The sequence below is a fragment of the Streptomyces sp. NRRL S-920 genome, from assembly GCF_000717945.1.
Classification (GTDB): Bacteria; Actinomycetota; Actinomycetes; order Streptomycetales; family Streptomycetaceae; genus Streptomyces; species Streptomyces alboniger.
Window position 1 is genome coordinate 1 of record NZ_JODF01000011.1, and the last position, 15,726, is coordinate 15,726.

Annotated in this window: 13 protein-coding genes; 6 read left to right on the top strand and 7 right to left on the bottom strand. The window is 71.5% G+C overall.

The genetic code is table 11. The features are described from left to right. Window positions 1-95: 95 nt before the first annotated feature. Genes IG54_RS0110535 through IG54_RS0110545 form a run of 3 tightly spaced genes read right to left on the bottom strand, consistent with a single transcriptional unit; the run spans window position 96 to window position 3,167 of the window. Window positions 96-908 (bottom strand): alpha/beta fold hydrolase, encoded by an 813-nt coding sequence (locus IG54_RS0110535; RefSeq protein ID WP_030780478.1) that lies wholly within the window; start codon window positions 906-908, stop codon window positions 96-98. After that, complete coding sequence (locus IG54_RS0110540) at window positions 905-1,654, bottom strand: DUF998 domain-containing protein (protein WP_078593947.1); 750 nt, start codon at window positions 1,652-1,654, stop codon at window positions 905-907. Before IG54_RS0110540 ends, IG54_RS0110535 begins: the two co-directional genes overlap by 4 nt. Window positions 1,655-1,700: 46 nt before the next feature. After that, complete coding sequence (locus IG54_RS0110545; RefSeq protein WP_037896845.1) at window positions 1,701-3,167, bottom strand: APC family permease; 1,467 nt, start codon at window positions 3,165-3,167, stop codon at window positions 1,701-1,703. A 70-nt stretch (window positions 3,168-3,237) separates the two neighbouring features. On the opposite strand from IG54_RS0110545, the gene IG54_RS0110550 reads away from it, so the two are divergent. From IG54_RS0110550 to IG54_RS0110560, 3 genes are all read left to right on the top strand, one after another. After that, entirely contained in the window at window positions 3,238-3,819 is a 582-nt protein-coding gene (locus tag IG54_RS0110550; RefSeq protein WP_030780486.1) for a hypothetical protein, read from the top strand. 134 nt (window positions 3,820-3,953) lie between these two features. Further along, window positions 3,954-5,648 (top strand): multicopper oxidase family protein, encoded by a 1,695-nt coding sequence (locus IG54_RS0110555; protein WP_078593949.1) that lies wholly within the window; start codon window positions 3,954-3,956, stop codon window positions 5,646-5,648. A gap of 80 nt (window positions 5,649-5,728) precedes the next feature. After that, complete coding sequence (locus IG54_RS0110560) at window positions 5,729-7,489, top strand: NAD+ synthase (protein ID WP_030780489.1); 1,761 nt, start codon at window positions 5,729-5,731, stop codon at window positions 7,487-7,489. 258 nt (window positions 7,490-7,747) lie between these two features. Here the strand turns inward: IG54_RS0110560 and IG54_RS0110565 are convergent, their stop codons facing one another. The 4 genes from IG54_RS0110565 to IG54_RS0110580 form a co-directional block, all read right to left on the bottom strand. Beyond that, the gene (locus tag IG54_RS0110565) at window positions 7,748-8,959 is read right to left on the bottom strand and encodes an MFS transporter (protein ID WP_030780492.1); all 1,212 of its coding nucleotides are present in this window, start codon (window positions 8,957-8,959) and stop codon (window positions 7,748-7,750) included. Window positions 8,960-9,093: 134 nt separating this feature from the next. Beyond that, a complete protein-coding gene (locus IG54_RS0110570; protein ID WP_030780495.1) occupies window positions 9,094-10,122 on the bottom strand; it encodes an endonuclease/exonuclease/phosphatase family protein in 1,029 nt (342 codons plus the stop codon). Window positions 10,123-10,351: 229 nt separating this feature from the next. Beyond that, a complete protein-coding gene (locus tag IG54_RS0110575) occupies window positions 10,352-10,903 on the bottom strand; it encodes a TetR/AcrR family transcriptional regulator (protein WP_078593951.1) in 552 nt (183 codons plus the stop codon). Between the two features lie 133 nt (window positions 10,904-11,036). After that, window positions 11,037-12,632: an MFS transporter gene (locus IG54_RS0110580; RefSeq protein WP_030780501.1), complete on the bottom strand. Its 1,596-nt coding sequence runs from the start codon at window positions 12,630-12,632 to the stop codon at window positions 11,037-11,039. Window positions 12,633-12,816: 184 nt separating this feature from the next. Here IG54_RS0110580 and panB point away from each other — a divergent pair, with 184 nt between their 5' ends. The 3 genes from panB (at window position 12,817) to IG54_RS0110595 (ending at window position 15,717) form a co-directional block, all read left to right on the top strand. Beyond that, the gene (gene panB, locus IG54_RS0110585; RefSeq protein ID WP_030780504.1) at window positions 12,817-13,698 is read left to right on the top strand and encodes a 3-methyl-2-oxobutanoate hydroxymethyltransferase; all 882 of its coding nucleotides are present in this window, start codon (window positions 12,817-12,819) and stop codon (window positions 13,696-13,698) included. Window positions 13,699-13,870: 172 nt separating this feature from the next. Next, complete coding sequence (locus IG54_RS0110590) at window positions 13,871-14,890, top strand: ATP-binding cassette domain-containing protein (protein ID WP_030780508.1); 1,020 nt, start codon at window positions 13,871-13,873, stop codon at window positions 14,888-14,890. Further along, the gene (locus tag IG54_RS0110595; protein WP_030780511.1) at window positions 14,887-15,717 is read left to right on the top strand and encodes an ABC transporter permease; all 831 of its coding nucleotides are present in this window, start codon (window positions 14,887-14,889) and stop codon (window positions 15,715-15,717) included. Before IG54_RS0110590 ends, IG54_RS0110595 begins: the two co-directional genes overlap by 4 nt. The last annotated feature ends 9 nt before the right edge of the window (window positions 15,718-15,726 follow it).

Sequence of the window (15,726 nt, forward strand, 5' to 3'; positions counted from 1 at the left end):
CCACCCACCCGTTCACCCCGCATCGACAGGGACCGCAGGAGCAGCCCTCTCGGCGCGGGTGGGCGGGGAACACCCGGCGCGGGGAGTGTCCCGCCCTACCGCCCCCGGCGAGCCCCCGCGAGGATCGCCCCCGCTACCGCCTCCGGAAGATCCCGCATCACCAGATGCCCCGAGGGCCGCGCCACGCGAAAGGTTCCGTCGAGGCCCGCGGCCAGTTCCCGTTGGCGTCCTAGCCACTTTTCCGAGCCGCCCGCGTCCGCCGCCAGCACGATCACAGGCGCCCCGCCGGCAAGCGGCACGGCCCGCCGCAGCCCCGCCAGCTCTACCGCCACGTCTCCGTACGTCGCGTACTCCATGAGCGCCGCCCGCCACACCCGCCCCGCCCCGTACAACCCCGCCCACGGCGTGGGCGCCGCCCGTCTCCGCAGCGCGGGGCCGACGGCCCGCGGTACGCCCGCCGCGCACAGAATCGCCCCGCACGCGCGCGTGCCCGCCACCCTCACCCCGCGTGGCAGCCGCAGCCGCGCCCGGGGCCTCTCCTCGACACTGGAGTCGACGAGGACGAGCCCTTCCGTGTGCTCGGGATACAGCCGCGCGAACGCCTCCGCGTGGAACCCGGCGAGCGAGTGCCCGACCACCGTGACCCGCTCCCCGCCGAGATCGACGCCCTCCAGCACCCGCAGGATCCGCTGCGCCTCAGCCCGCAATGTGGGCGCCACGCGCGCGTGCCCGCTGAGTCCGAGCCCGGGGCGGTCGAAACGGACGACGGTCCGGTGCGGCGCGAGCAGCGCCACCACCGGATCCCAGTCGAACCAGCCGAGCCCCAGCCCGGCGCTCAGCACGCACACCGGCCCGCTCCCCGTCACCTCGACGTGGTGCGGCACCCCCCCGACGCGTACGAAGGTCATCCGCGCCGCGCGGACGACGACGAGGCGGACGGCGAGGCGGCAGCCGCCACCGACCACGCGAGCATCACCACCCAGACCGCGATGAACAGCACCTGGAGCCGCTGCCCGACCCCGAGCGCCCACGTCCCGCGCCCCGCCTCGAACGCGGCGACGGACGCCAGCGTCCACACCGTGGCGGCCAGTTCGAGGACGACGAGGACCGGGCCGGTGCGCGCGAGAGCGGGCCACGCGGCGGTACCGCGCCGCGCGGCGACCGTGAGCAGCACCATGCCGAGCAGCGCCCCGCCGACCGCGAGGCCGCTGGTGAAGGTGTGCGCGGAGTGCGTCCAGGGGAGGTCGCCCGCCGCCTCCCGCGCGGCGCACCCGGCGTCGGCGGTGGGCGCGCAGCTCAGCGCCAACCGCGAGTCCGCCGCCGTGGCCGCCCCGAACAGCGCCAGCCCGGCCCACCCCGCCACGGCCCATCCCCGGCGCGGCAGCCACACCAGCGCGCCCACCGCGCCCGCGAGGACGAGGAGCCCGGCCAGGAGGTCCGCGGTGCGGAAGAACGTCCCGTACGGCTGGTCCTTGGCGGCGAGTTCACTGACGTACACCTGGAGGGGTGAGAGGCCGGTGGGCAGGAAGGTCTCGAGGACCCACGTCGTGTACAGGAGTGCGCCGAGCGACAGCAGGACCGAGAGGGAGGCGGCGCGTCCGGCGCCGGGCCTTCGGGGGCCGCCGCCCCGGGGGCGTGTCGGCTGTGGGGGCATGGCGGCGGCCGCCGTCGTCGTCGAGGGTGGGCTCGGGGGGCACACGCTAGGCAGCCGATCGTGACGGCCGGTGATCAGGATGGATCCATCCCGGTTTGCGGAACTTCAGGAAGGCCGCGGGTGCCAGCACGCCGAGGGCGAGGAGCCCCCCGCCGACGGTCAGCAGATAGCGCCACAGCGGGCCCTTGCCGAACTGGTCGGGCGGTACGAAGCCGATGGCGAGGGCGAGGACCGACGCGACGAACCCGACGCCCGCGACGAGGGTCACCGCGGGGACCACGAAGCCGCGCTCCACCCGCGGCTGGGACTTCCGCAGCCGCACGACGGCCACGAACATCAGCAGATACGCGATGAGGTAGATCTGCACGGTGATGACGGAGAACATCCAGTAGGCGCTCGACACGTCGTCACTGAAGGCGTAGAGAACGCCGATCAGGGTGGTGATGACACCCTGGGCCACCATGATGTTCCTCGGGACGCCCGCCTTGTTGAACTTCTGTAGGAAGGGCGGCAGATAGCCCTCCTGGCGGGAGAGCGCCACGAGCCCCTTGGCGGGCCCCGCGAGCCAGGTGAGCATGCCGCCGAGCGCGGCCATGACGAGCATGACGCCGACGATCTTCGTCATCCAGCCGATGTGGAAGTGGTCGAAGAACGCCTGGAAGGCCTGCATCAGACCGGCGGTGAGGCTGAGTTGTCCGGACGGCATGACCCAGCTGATGGCCAGGGCCGGAAGGATGAAGATCAGCAGGACGAGGCCGGTGGCGAGGAAGATCGACCGCGGGTACTCGGCCCGGGGATGGCGCAGTGACGACACGTGGACGCCGTTCATCTCCATGCCCGCGTAGGAGAGGAAGTTGTTGACGATGAGAACCAGGCTGGCGAGGCCGGTCCATGGGGGGAGCCAGTGATCGGTGCTCATCGGCGCGGCGGACGCGTTGCCCTGCCCCAGGAAGACGACGCCGAGGACGACGAGGACGACACCGGGGACGAGGGTGCCGATGATCAGCCCGAGGGAGGAGAGGCTGGCCACGGTCTTGGTGCCCCGGCACGTGACCCAGACGCCCGTCCAGTAGATGACGACGATGACGATCGCTACGTAGAGGCCGTTTTCGGCGAGGCTGGGATGGATGACGTACGCGAAGGTCGAGGCGACGTAGGCGAGCAGGCTCGGGTAGTACGCGATGGTCATGGCGAACTGGCACCACACGGCGACGAACCCGAGCGGCTTGCCGAGCGCCTCGCTCACCCAGCGGTAGATGCCGCCGGACCACCCGGAGGCGAGTTCGGCGCCGACGAGGGCGGTCGGGAGCAGGAAGACCACGGCCGGCAGGAGGTAGAGGAAGACCGCCGCGAGCCCGTAGATGGCCATCGACGGCGAGGGCCGGAGGCTGGCCACGGACGCGGTGGTCATGAGGGCGAGCGTGACCCAGGAGATGAACTGACGGGGGATCGCGGGGTCCGGCTCCGGGAGGGTACCGGTACCGTTCTGCTCCGGTTCATCCGTAATCGTCATGCGCTCATGATCGTCGCAGTGGCGGCGGCCCGCATGTCGCCGGATACCCGGCGGGGGTAGGGTTCGGGATATGGCGAGGACGCGGAACCGCACGGGCTACGGGCAGTTGCTGCTGCTCGCCGCGCTGCTGTTCGGGATCGTCGCCATGCATACGTTGGGGCATCCCTTGGGCGGTCATGGGGGTGGTGGAGCCGGTGCCGGTGCCGCCGGCCCCGGTGGGGAGCGTCAGGTGCACCGCGTCGAGGGCGGTGCGCCCGGGGGGCACGGGCTGCCTTCCGGCGGGCATGACGTCCTCGCCGGGAGCGGCGTGGGTGTCGTGGATGTCGGACATGCGGCGAGCGCCGAGCGCGCGACCCGCGCGGCGTACGAAGCCGATGCCGGGCACGTAACGGAGTCCGCGTCAGAGCCGCATCGCGGTGTCGGCATGGACACGGGCACGGGCACGGGCATGGACATGGGCATGGATCCGCTGTCCGTGTGCCTCGCCGTACTGGCCGCCTTCACGCTCGTACTGCTGGTGCGCGCGGGCCTGTTGCGGCCGGGCGGGACGCTCGCCCCGGGCCCTGCGGCCGGGCTCCTTCCGGGTGCCCCGCGGCCCGAGGCGCCACCGCCCCGCGTCCAGCTCTCCCGTCTGTCGGTGCTGCGGATCTAGGCCCGCGCCCGGCTGCTTCGCACTGCCCGGAGACTCGTGGCGTTCCGACGGGAACCCGCGGGGCGCCGCGCGGTGTGTCACAAGCAGCGGACGCGCCCATTCGCACGCACCACCACGACGAGGTGTCACCCACCATGCGCAACGAAACCCCGCGCACCACCCCTGCGACCCCGCTCCCCCTCCCCACTCCGCCGCGCGCACCCGCCACCGCGCGGCGGCGCTCCCTGCTCGGTGCCGCGGTCGCCGTCGCCGGGGCGGGCCTGCTGACGGCCTGTTCCGGCTCGGGCCAGGACGGCCACGGCGGGGGCCATGGAGGCGGCGGCGGCGCTTCCGGCCCCGAGGGCTATGTCGACCCGGCGGGCCTCGAGGTCGCGGCCGCCGAGAAGAAGCGGGGCCGCGGCGGCCGGGTCCGCGAAGTGAAGCTGACGGCGCGGGAGACCCGGCTCGACCTCGGCGGCCCCACCGTCCGGACGTGGGCGTACGGGGACGACCTGCCCGGCAAGGAAGTCCGCGTCACCGCGGGCGACACCCTCGCCCTCACCCTCGCCAACCACCTCCCCCGGGCCACCTCCCTGCACTGGCACGGCATCGCCTTGCGCAACGACATGGACGGCGTCCCCGGCCTCACCCAGCGGGACGTCAGGCCGGGGGCCGACTTCACCTACCGGTTCGCGGTGCCGGACCCGGGGACGTACTGGTTCCATCCGCACTCCGGCACCCAGCAGGACCGCGGGTTGTACGCCCCCTTGATCGTCGAGGACCCGAAGGAGCCGCTGAAGTACGACAAGGAGTGGGTGATCGTCCTGGACGACTGGGTCGACGGCGTGGACGGCTCCACGCCGGACGACGTGCTCGCGGAGCTGAGCAAGGGCATGGCCGGCCATGACATGAGTGGCCACGGCCACGACACTGGCGGCCACGGAACGGGCGGCCACGACATGTCGAATATGTCGCATGCGGCGGCTCGGACCGCCCCCACGCCGGGGCCGACCGCCCCCTCCCGGGTGATGATGGGCGCCAGGAGCGACCTGCTCGGGGGCGACGCGGGAGACGTCGCGTACCCGTACTACCTGATCAACGGCCGTACGCCGAAGGCACCCGCCCAGTTCCGCGCCCGCCCCGGCGACCGCGTCCGCCTGCGCCTCATCAACGCCGGGGGCGACACGGCCTTCCGCGTGGCGCTCGGCGGACACGAGATGACGGTGACGCACACGGACGGCTTCCCCGTGGAGCACGCGAGGACGGACGCGCTGCTGCTCGGCATGGGCGAGCGGTACGACGTCCTGGTCACCGCCGGGGACGGCGTCTTCCCGCTGACCGCGGTGGCCGAGGGCAAGAAGGCGGCGGCCCTCGCGGTGCTGCGCACGGGCGGCGGGGCCGCGCCGTCCGCGTCGGCCCGGCCCAAGGAGCTGACGGGCCGCCTCCTGACGGCGGACAAACTGCGGGCGGCCGAGCCCGTCGCCCTGGCCGCCCGCGAGCCGGACCGCACGATCAGGCTGCGGCTGACGGGCGGCATGGCCGCGTACGACTGGGCCTTCGACAAGAAGCCCTACTCCCCCGGACGGCGCCATCCGCTGCGCGCGGGCGAGCGGGTCCGCCTGGTCTTCGCCAACTCCACCTCGATGTGGCACCCCGTGCACCTGCACGGGCACACCTTCGCCCTGGCGAACGTGGCGAACGGCCCCCGCAAGGACACCGCGGTCGTCCTGCCGAACGGCACGCTGACCGTGGACTTCGACGCGGACAACCCCGGACTGTGGATGGTCCACTGCCACAACGTCTACCACTCGGAGGCGGGAATGATGACGGTGCTCGGCTACCGCGCCTGACGGCGGCTCCCGGCCCGGGTCGGGTGTCCCCGGGCCGGGCCGCCGGGCATCGCGTCGCTCTGACGATTACACTGGGTCGCGTGCCTCAACTACGTCTCGCCCTGAACCAGATCGACTCGACCGTCGGCGATCTCGCCGGGAACGCCGAGGCGATCGTCCACTGGACCCGGCACTCCGCCGAGCAGGGGGCGCACCTCGTCGCGTTCCCCGAGATGGCGCTGACCGGATATCCCGTCGAGGACCTCGCCCTGCGGTCGTCCTTCGTCCACGCCTCGCGGGACGCGCTGCACGCGCTCGCCGCCCGGCTGAAGGACGAGGGCTTCGGCGAGCTGCCGGTCGTCGTCGGCTACCTCGACCGCACCGAGGAGGCCAAGCCGCGCTTCGGCCAGCCCGCGGGCGCGCCGCGCAACGCCGCCGCCGTGCTGCACGGCGGCGAGGTCGCGCTGACCTTCTCCAAGCACCACCTCCCCAACTACGGCGTCTTCGACGAGTTCCGCTACTTCGTGCCGGGTGAGACCCTGCCGATCGTGCGGGTGCACGGCGTCGATGTCGCCCTCGCCATCTGCGAGGACCTCTGGCAGGACGGCGGACGCGTCCCGGCGACCCGCAGTGCGGGGGCGGGCATGCTGCTCTCCATCAACGCGTCGCCGTACGAGCAGAACAAGGACGACCAGCGGCTCGAACTGGTCCGCAAGCGCGCCCAGGAAGCGGGCTGCACCACCGCCTACCTCGCGATGATCGGCGGACAGGACGAGCTGGTCTTCGACGGCGACTCGATCGTCGTCGACAAGGACGGCGAAGTCATCGCGCGCGCCCCGCAGTTCGCGGAGGGCTGTGTGGTCCTGGACCTCGAACTGCCCGCTGCCGCGCCCGTGCCGCCGTCCGGCGTCGTGGACGACGGGCTGCGCATCGAGCACCTCACGGTCTCCGACGAGCCGGTGCCCGCGTACGAGGCGGAGCTTTCCGGTGGGTACGCCGAGCGGCTCGACGACGACGAGGAGGTGTACTCGGCGCTGGTCGTGGGCCTGCGGGCGTACGCCGCCAAGAACGGCTTCAGCAGCGTTCTGATCGGGCTCTCCGGGGGCATCGACTCGGCGCTCACGGCCGCCATCGCCTGCGACGCGCTGGGCGCGCAGAACGTGTACGGGGTCGCCATGCCGTCCCGCTACTCCTCCGAGCACTCCATCAGTGACGCGGAGGAGCTGGCGCGGCGCACCGGGCTCAACTTCCGTACCGTATCGATCGCCCCGATGTTCGACGCGTACATGGGTTCGCTCGGTCTCACCGGGCTGGCGGAGGAGAACCTCCAGTCGCGGCTGCGCGGCACGATGCTGATGGCGATCTCCAACCAGGAGGGGCACATCGTGCTCGCGCCGGGCAACAAGTCCGAGCTGGCGGTGGGTTACTCCACGCTCTACGGCGACTCCGTGGGCGCGTACGGTCCCATCAAGGACGTGTACAAGACGGCGATCTTCCGGCTCGCGCGGTGGCGCAACCGGGCGGCGCAGGAGCGGGGGCAGACGCCGCCGATCCCGGAGAACTCCATCAGCAAGCCGCCGAGCGCGGAGCTGCGTCCCGACCAGGTCGACACGGACTCGCTCCCCGACTATCCCGTCCTGGACGGGATCCTCGAACTCTACGTGGACCGGGACCAGGGGGCCGACGCGATCGTCGCCGCGGGCTTCGACCGGGAGTTGGTCACGAAGACGCTGCGGATGGTGGACACGGCGGAGTACAAGCGGCGGCAGTACCCGCCGGGTACGAAGATCTCCGCGAAGGGGTTCGGGAAGGACCGACGGCTGCCGATCACCAACCGCTGGCGCGAAACCGCCTCCGGCTGAGGTTGACGGTTTCTCGCCGGGGGCGGGGGCTCGGGGGACGGCTCAGGGGGCCGGGCCCTACGCGCCGCTTCGCGGCGATGCCTCCCACCAAACCCACCCGTTTGCCCGGCATCGGGCGGTGCCGTGACGGCACTTGATCAGCTCGGGGCGAACGGATGGGTGGGTGGGAAAGGTTCGCCGCGAAGCGGCGGAGAAAGCCCGCCCCCACCGGGGCGAGCGCGACCACGGCGCGGCCGGCGCAGACGCACCCGGCCCGCCTCACCGGCGAGACGGCTCCCGGCCCCGCACGGGTCCCGCGGCCACCAGGCGGGCCGGCGTCGGTGTGGTCCGGTGATCGACCAGATACGCCGCCCCCGCCACCGCGAGCCCGAGCACCGCGAGCACCGCCCCGGTCACCGCGGGAGACGTCACCCCGAAGCCCGCCGCCAGGGCGAGGCCCCCGATCCAGGCGCCGCCCGCGTTGGCGAGGTTGAACGCCGCCTGGTTCGCGGAGGAGGCCAGCGACGGAGCCGCCGACGCCTTCTCCATGACCATCAGCTGCAACGGCGACCCCGTGGTGAACGCCGCCATGCCGAGCAGCGTGACCGCGAGCGCCGCACTCCACCCGGCGCCCATGAGGAGCGGGAAGAGCGCGAGGACGACGGCCAGCGCGGTGAGCCCGCCGAAGAGCGTCCCCCGCAGGGAGTGGTCCGCGAGCCGCCCGCCGAGGAGGTTGCCCGCGGTGGCGCCCACACCGAACAGGGCCAGGAGCAGCGTCACGCTGGACTCGGCGTAGCCCGCCGCGTCCGTCAGCATCGGCGTGATGTAGCTGTACGCCGCGAAGAGCGCGCCGAAGCCCGCGACGGTCGTACCGAGTGCCAGCCACACCGGGACGCTGCCGAGCGCCCGCAGCTCCCCGCGCAGGCCGACCGCGTCGCCGTGGCCGTGGTCGGCGGGGACCAGGAGGGCGAGCGCGGCGATGGCGGCGAGCCCGATCGCGCTCACCGCGAGGAACGTGGCACGCCAGCCCAGTTGCTGTCCCATGGCCGTGGCCACCGGTACGCCGACGATGTTGGCGACGGTCAGGCCGAGGAACATCAGGGAGACCGAGCGGGCCTTGCGCTCGGGGGCGACGAGCCCGGTGGCGACGACCGCGCCGACGCCGAAGAACGCTCCGTGCGGCAGCCCGCTCAGGAAGCGGGCGGCGAGGAGCGAGGTGTTGTCGGGTGCCGCGGCGGACAAGGCGTTGCCGACGACGAACAGCACCATCAGGCCGATCAGGACGCGGCGGCGCGGCAGCTTCGCGGTGACGGCGGCGAGGAGCGGGGCGCCGATGACGACGCCGAGTGCGTACGCGGAGACGAGGTGTCCGGCGGTCGGGATGGATATGTGCAGGTCGTCGGCGACGTTGGGCAGCAGGCCCATCATCACGAACTCGGTCGTGCCGATGCCGAAGGCGCCCACGGCGAGGGCGAGCAGGGCCAGGGGCATGAAGAAGTACCTTCCACGGAAGCAGGGGGGAGCGAGCGAGGGGAATCCATAAGTTTACTTACGGAACAAACTCTCCCGCACCCAGTATTCCGCGAGGTCAAGACCGGATGACGACCACGTGAAGAACGACCGCCTCAAGAGGAGAGGTCGACCCTCGCCGCGATCGGCAGATGGTCACTGCTCGTCTCCGGAAGCGTCCAGGACGAGACCGGCTCGACGCCCTTGACCATGATCTGGTCGATGCGGGCCATCGGGAACGACGCGGGCCAGGTGAAGCCGAAGCCGTTGCCCGCCGCGCCCTGCGTGGAGCGCATCTGGGAGGTGACCGCGTTCAGGGCGCGGTCGTTCATCGTGCCGTTGAGGTCGCCGAGCAGGACGACCTTGTCGAGCCGCTCATCGGCGATGGCCTCGCCGAGCGCGTCGGCGCTGTTGTCGCGCTGGTTGGCGGTGAAGCCCGCGTCGAGCTTGACGCGTACCGACGGCAGGTGCGCGACGTAGACGGCGACGTCGCCCTGGGGGGTGTTGACCGTGGTGCGCATCGCGCGGGTCCAGCCCAGCTTGATGTCGACCGGCCTGGTGCCGGAGAGCGGGTACTTGCTCCACAGGCCGACGGTACCCTCCACCGAGTGGTACTTGTACAGGCCGGACAGGGCCTTCTCGTACGTGGGCACGGCGTCCGCGGTGAGTTCTTCCAGGGCGATGACGTCGGCGCCGGACGAGGCGACGTCCCGGGCGGTGCCGGTCGGGTCGGTGTTGTCGGCGTTGACGTTGTGCGTGGCGACGGTGAGGTCGCCGCCCGTGCCCGACTTGTCGCTGATCAGGCCGCCGAACGAGTTGAGCCAGATGATCGCGGGGAGGATCAGGGCGATCAGCGCGGTGGCGGACTTGCGGACCACGGCGACGACGAGCAGCACCGGGACGAAGAGGCCGAGCCACGGCAGGAACGTCTCGGTCAGGCTGCCGAGGTTGCCGATGTTGTTCGGGATCTGCGCGTGGAAGAGCATCACCAGGGCGATGAGGACCGCGGCCCCCGCCGTGACCAGCCCGCGCCGCCAGATGGCCGGATCGCCGCGCCAGCCGTCCAGCAGGCGCCGGAACCGGGACCCCGGACGCTCGGGCCCCGAGCCGCCGCTGCCCGTTTCCGTCATATACGCCTGCGCCATGCCTTCGTCGCCTCACTGCTGCCGTACACACCGTCGGTCCGCCCTGGAAACCCTAGGCGATGATCGGTGTCGTCCCTGCCGTCCACGACGGCCGTACAGGCACCAGGACGATCGGGGCGGCGCGGCAGGTTCCTGAACAGGGCTCGGGAGCCGCGGCTGTGACGAAACGCGCATACTCGCGCGGGGCGTCGGCCGCGTCAGGGCACCGGCCGCAGCCCTTCCGGCAGGTTCAGGAGGGCGGCCGCAGCCCCTCCAGCACGGTGTCGACGATCCGTTCGGCGAGGTCGTCGTCGAGCTGCGCGTGGGGCCGCATGATCGTGCGGACCAGCATCGGGCCGACGAGCAGGTCGTTGGCCATCTCGATATCGACGTCCGCGCGCAGCTCGCCGCCCGCGACGCCCCGCCGCAGCACCTCGCAGGTGAGGCGGCGGCGGGGCTCGATGACCGTGACGTGGTACGCCTCCCACAGCTTGGGCAGCGCCTTCATCTGCGCGAAGACGTTGTGCAGCAGGGCCGAGGAACGCATGTTCAGACCGCGTCTGCGCAGCCCTTCCAGGAGGCAGACGAGGTCGTCGCGCATCGAGGTGCCCGGCAGTTCGGGGTCGGCCTCCTCGAAGACGCGCAGGACGTCGACGAAGAGGGCTTCCTTGCCGTCCCAGCGCCGGTAGATGGTGGCCTTGCCGACGCCCGCGGTCCTGGCGATCCGCTCGATGGACAGGTCGGCGAGCGGCACGCCGTCCTCCAGGAGCCGCACCACGCCCTCGATGATGGCCTGCTCCACGGCCTCGCTCCGAGGTCGCCCCCGGCCACCCTTGGCGGTGTGGACCACGTCTTCTCCGCTCTCTCCACGTCTGCTGCCGGGCCGATTGTCCCCCAGTGGCCGCCCCCCTCCCCGCGCTGCCCTTACCGGGCCCTCAGTGCCGGGCCGCGTCCACCGGTTCGGCCTCCTTCTCCTGGGGGCCGCTCTCCGGCGGCGTACGCCCCGGCAGGAACAGGAAGACGACCAGCGAGCCGATCACGGCGACGCCCGCGCCCCACAGGGCCGTGACGTGCATGGCGTGCAGGAACGAGTCGTTGGCCGCGGTCACCAGGGGCTCGCCGCGGGGTCCGAGCCTCGCCGCGGCGCCCAGGGTCGCCTCGATGGACTCCCCCGCGGTGTGCCGGGCCCCCTCGGGGAGCAGCGTCAGCTTGTCCTCGACGCCCGTGCGGTACGCCGTCGACAGCACCGAGCCGAGGACCGCGATGCCGAGCGCGCCGCCGACCTGCCGGAAGGTGTTGCTGAGCGCGGAGGCGGAGCCGGCCTTCTCGCGCGGCAGGGCCTGCATGATCACGACGCTGGTGGGCGTCATGATGTGCGCCATGCCGGTGCCCATCAGGAAGAAGATGACCTCCAGGATCCAGATCGGCGTGTCGGCGTCGAGGGTCGTGAAGGACGCCAGCGTCGCCATCACCAGGAGCAGGCCACCGGTGCACACGGCCCGTACGCCGAAGCGGTCGACGACCAGCCGGGCGCGCGGCGCGAAGATGAGCTGCGCGGCGGCCAGCGGCAGCATCAGCAGGCCGGTCTGCAAGGGCGAGTAGCCCCGCACGCTCTGGGTGTAGAACACCGAGAAGAAGGTCACGCCCATCAGCGCGAAGAAGACGAGCGCGATGGCGCTGATCGCCGCCGAGAAGACGCGGTTCTTGAAGTACGAGATGTCGACGGACGGGTGGTCGCAGCGCTTCTCGTACAGCACGAACGCGACGAGGACGGCGAGGCCCGCGAGGACGGTGCCGAGGACGGCGGGATCGGTGAAGTCGGCGAGCTGGCCGCCCTTGATGATGCCGTAGACGAGCAGGACGAGGCCGACGACGGACAGCGCGACGCCGACGAGGTCGATGCGTCCGGGCCTGGGGTCGCGCGAGTCGGGCACGAGCCAGATCATCAGGGCGACCGCGATGATCACGATCGGTACGTTGATGAGGAAGACCGAGCCCCACCAGAAGTGGTCGAGCAGCACGCCGCCGGTGATCGGGCCGATGGCGATGGCGAGGCCGACGCCGCCCGCCCAGATGCCGATGGCCTTGGGCTGCTCCTCGCGTTCGAAGACGTTCATCAGGACGGCGAGCGTGGCGGGCATCACGAAGGCCGCGCCGAGGCCCATCACCGCGCGGAACACGATGAGCTGGACGGGCGAGCCGGACTCCGCGGCGAGCGCCGATCCGATGCCGAAGACGACGAGCCCGGCGATCAGGACCTTCTTGCGGCCGAGCCGGTCGCCGAGCAGGCCCGCGGTGAAGAGCAGACCCGCGAAGACGAGGGTGTAGGAGTTGATCGCCCACTCCAACTCGCCCTGGGTCGCGCCGAGTCCGGTCGGCTCGGGGGTGGAGATCGTCTTGATGGCGACGTTCAGGATCGAGTTGTCGAGTACGACGATCAGCAGGCTCAGCATCAGGACGCCGAGGATCGCCCAGCGGCGCCGGTGCACGGCTTCCGGTATGCGGGGTGGGGTGGGTATGGCGGTTGACATGCGGACCAGCGTAGAGCCTTTTCAATACGGGACCGTCTCGTATAGAAAAGACTTTACCGAAGCCGGCCCCCTCCGCGCGGATTACCCGTGGACGCACTAGCCCCGAGGCGGCACGTGGTGCCACCATGGAGGTGATCCGGGGACGCCGTCAGGGCGCCTCGAGATGACAGAAGGAGCCGTTGCGATGACGCAGCTTTCGGCTGCCCAGAAGAGCGCCGACGCCCCGCGAAGCCCCGACAGCAGCAAGGCGCTGTACGGCGGCAAGGGCACGCGACGCATCACTGTGCGCGACATCACCGCCGCCAAGGAGCGCGGCGAGAAGTGGCCGATGCTCACCGCCTACGACGCGATGACCGCGTCCGTCTTCGACGAGGCGGGCATCCCCGTCATGCTCGTCGGCGACTCGGCGGGCAATTGCCACCTCGGGTACGAGACCACCGTGCCCGTCACCCTCGACGAGATGGCCATGCTGTCCGCCGCGGTCGTACGGGGCACCAGCCGCGCCCTGATCGTCGGCGACCTGCCGTTCGGCTCCTACCAGGAAGGCCCCGTACAGGCACTGCGCTCGGCGACCCGCCTGGTGAAGGAGGCCGGCGTCGGCGCGGTCAAGCTGGAGGGCGGCGAACGCTCGCTCGCCCAGACCGAACTGCTCGTCCAGTCCGGCATCCCCGTCATGTCCCACCTCGGCCTGACCCCGCAGTCCGTGAACACCATGGGCTACCGCGTACAGGGCCGCGGCGAGGAAGCGGCCCACCGGCTGCTGAACGACGCCAAGGCGGCGCAGGACGCGGGCGCGTTCGCGGTGGTCCTGGAACTGGTCCCCGCGGAGCTGGCCGCCGAGGTCACCCGCTCCCTGCACATCCCGACCGTCGGGATCGGCGCGGGCGCCGAGTGCGACGCGCAGGTCCTCGTCTGGACGGACATGCTGGGCCTCACGGGCGGCAAGATGCCCCGCTTCGTCAAGCAGTACGCGGACCTGCGGGGCGTGATGGCCGGCGCGGCCAAGGCGTTCGCGCAGGACGTGGTGGGCGGGGCGTTCCCCGCGGAGGAGCACTCCGTCCGGTAGGCCCCACCCGGCGTATGAACCATCGCGGCACCATGGCAGCCCGTCGACCGTCCCCCGTCGGCGGGCTGCTTCTCTCTCCCCCCTCGGGCAGGCCGCCCGTCCTGTCGGCGGGATGTCGGCCCTGTCGGCAGGATGTCGGCGCTTTGTCGGTGCCACCTGACACCTTGTACCCATGACGCGAATCAACAAGAACCCCGACGGCGCAGGGAGCGCGGTCACCGTAAGGGGACTGGTCAAGCACTACGGCGAGACCAAGGCACTGGACGGCGTGGACCTGGACGTACGCGAGGGCACCGTCCTCGGCGTGCTCGGCCCCAACGGCGCCGGCAAGACCACCCTCGTACGCTGCCTGTCCACCCTCGTCACCCCGGACGCGGGCTCGGCCCTCGTCGCCGGGTACGACGTGGTCCGCCAGCCCCGCCAGCTCCGCCGCGTGATCGGCCTCACCGGCCAGTACGCCGCGGTGGACGAGAAGCTCTCGGGCCGCGAGAACCTGTACATGATCGGCCGCCTGCTCGACCTGACCCGCAAGGAGGCCAGGTCCCGGGCCGACGGCCTGCTGGAGCGGTTCTCCCTCACCGAGGCGGCCTCCCGCCCGGCGAAGACGTACTCCGGTGGCATGCGCCGCCGCCTCGACCTGGCGGCGTCGATGATCGGCAGCCCGGCCGTCCTCTATCTGGACGAGCCGACGACCGGCCTCGACCCCCGCACCCGTAACGAGGTGTGGGCCGAGGTCAAGCGGATGGTCGGCGACGGCGTCACCGTGCTGCTCACCACCCAGTACATGGAGGAGGCCGAGCAGCTGGCCTCCGAGCTGACCGTCATCGACCGCGGCAAGGTCATCGCGAGCGGCGGCATCGACGAGCTGAAGGCGAAGGTCGGCGGCCGCACGCTGCGGGTCCGCCCGGCCGACCCGCTGGAGCTGCGCCCGCTGGCGAACGCCCTGGACGACCTGGGCCTTACCGGCCTCGCCACCTCGACGGTGGACGTCGAGACGAGCACGGTCATGGTGCCGATCCTCAGCGACGAACAGCTGACGGCCGTGGTCGGCGCGGTCACCGCGCGGGGCATAACGATCGGCTCGATAGCCACCGAACTGCCCAGCCTGGACGAGGTGTTCCTCTCCATCACCGGCCAGAAGGCCAGCGCCCCGCAGGACGCCCGCCCCGAACTCGAGGAGGTTGCCGTATGAGCACCACCACTCTCACGCCGCCCCTCGCCAAGGGGCGGACGGACGACGCCCGCATCAGCCTGCGCGGCCATGTGCGGCACACCAGTGCGCTGGTCCGCCGCAATCTGCTGTGGATCCGCCAGGACCCGGAGTCGATGTTCGACGCGGTCCTGATGCCGATCGTGTTCACGCTCCTGTTCGTGTACGTCTTCGGCGGCTCGATCGGGCAGGCGCTCGGCGGCGGTCAGGACAAGTACGTGCAGTACGTGGTGCCCGGCATGATGGCGATGATGAGCATGAACATCGCCATGGCCGTCGGCACCGGCTTCAACCAGGACTTCCAGAACGGCATCATGGACCGCTTCCGGACCCTGCCGATCGGCCAGGGCTCGGTGCTCTTCGCCAAGGTCGTGGTGGAGCTGATGCGGCTGCTCATCGCGACGACGATCATGATGATCGTCGGTGTCCTGGTGGGCTTCGACATCACGAACTGGCTCGGTCTGTTCGCCGCCGTCGGCCTCTCCGCGCTCTTCGGCACCTCCATCATGTGGATCTTCCTGGTCCTCGGCGTCACGATGAAGAGCGCCCAGTCCGTGCAGGCGATGGGCTTCCTGGTCCTGATGCCGCTCCAGTTCGGCTCGTCGATCTTCGCGCCGACGAAGACCATGCCGGGCTGGCTCCAGGGCTTCACCGACTACAACCCGCTCTCCTCGCTCGCGGACTCCGCGCGCGGCCTGATGGTCGGCGGCCCCGTCGCCCACGACGTGTGGGTGACGGTCGGCTGGTCGGCGCTGATCACCCTGGTGATGGCACCGATCGCGATCCACAAGTTCCGCACCAAGAGCTGACCGGCGGAT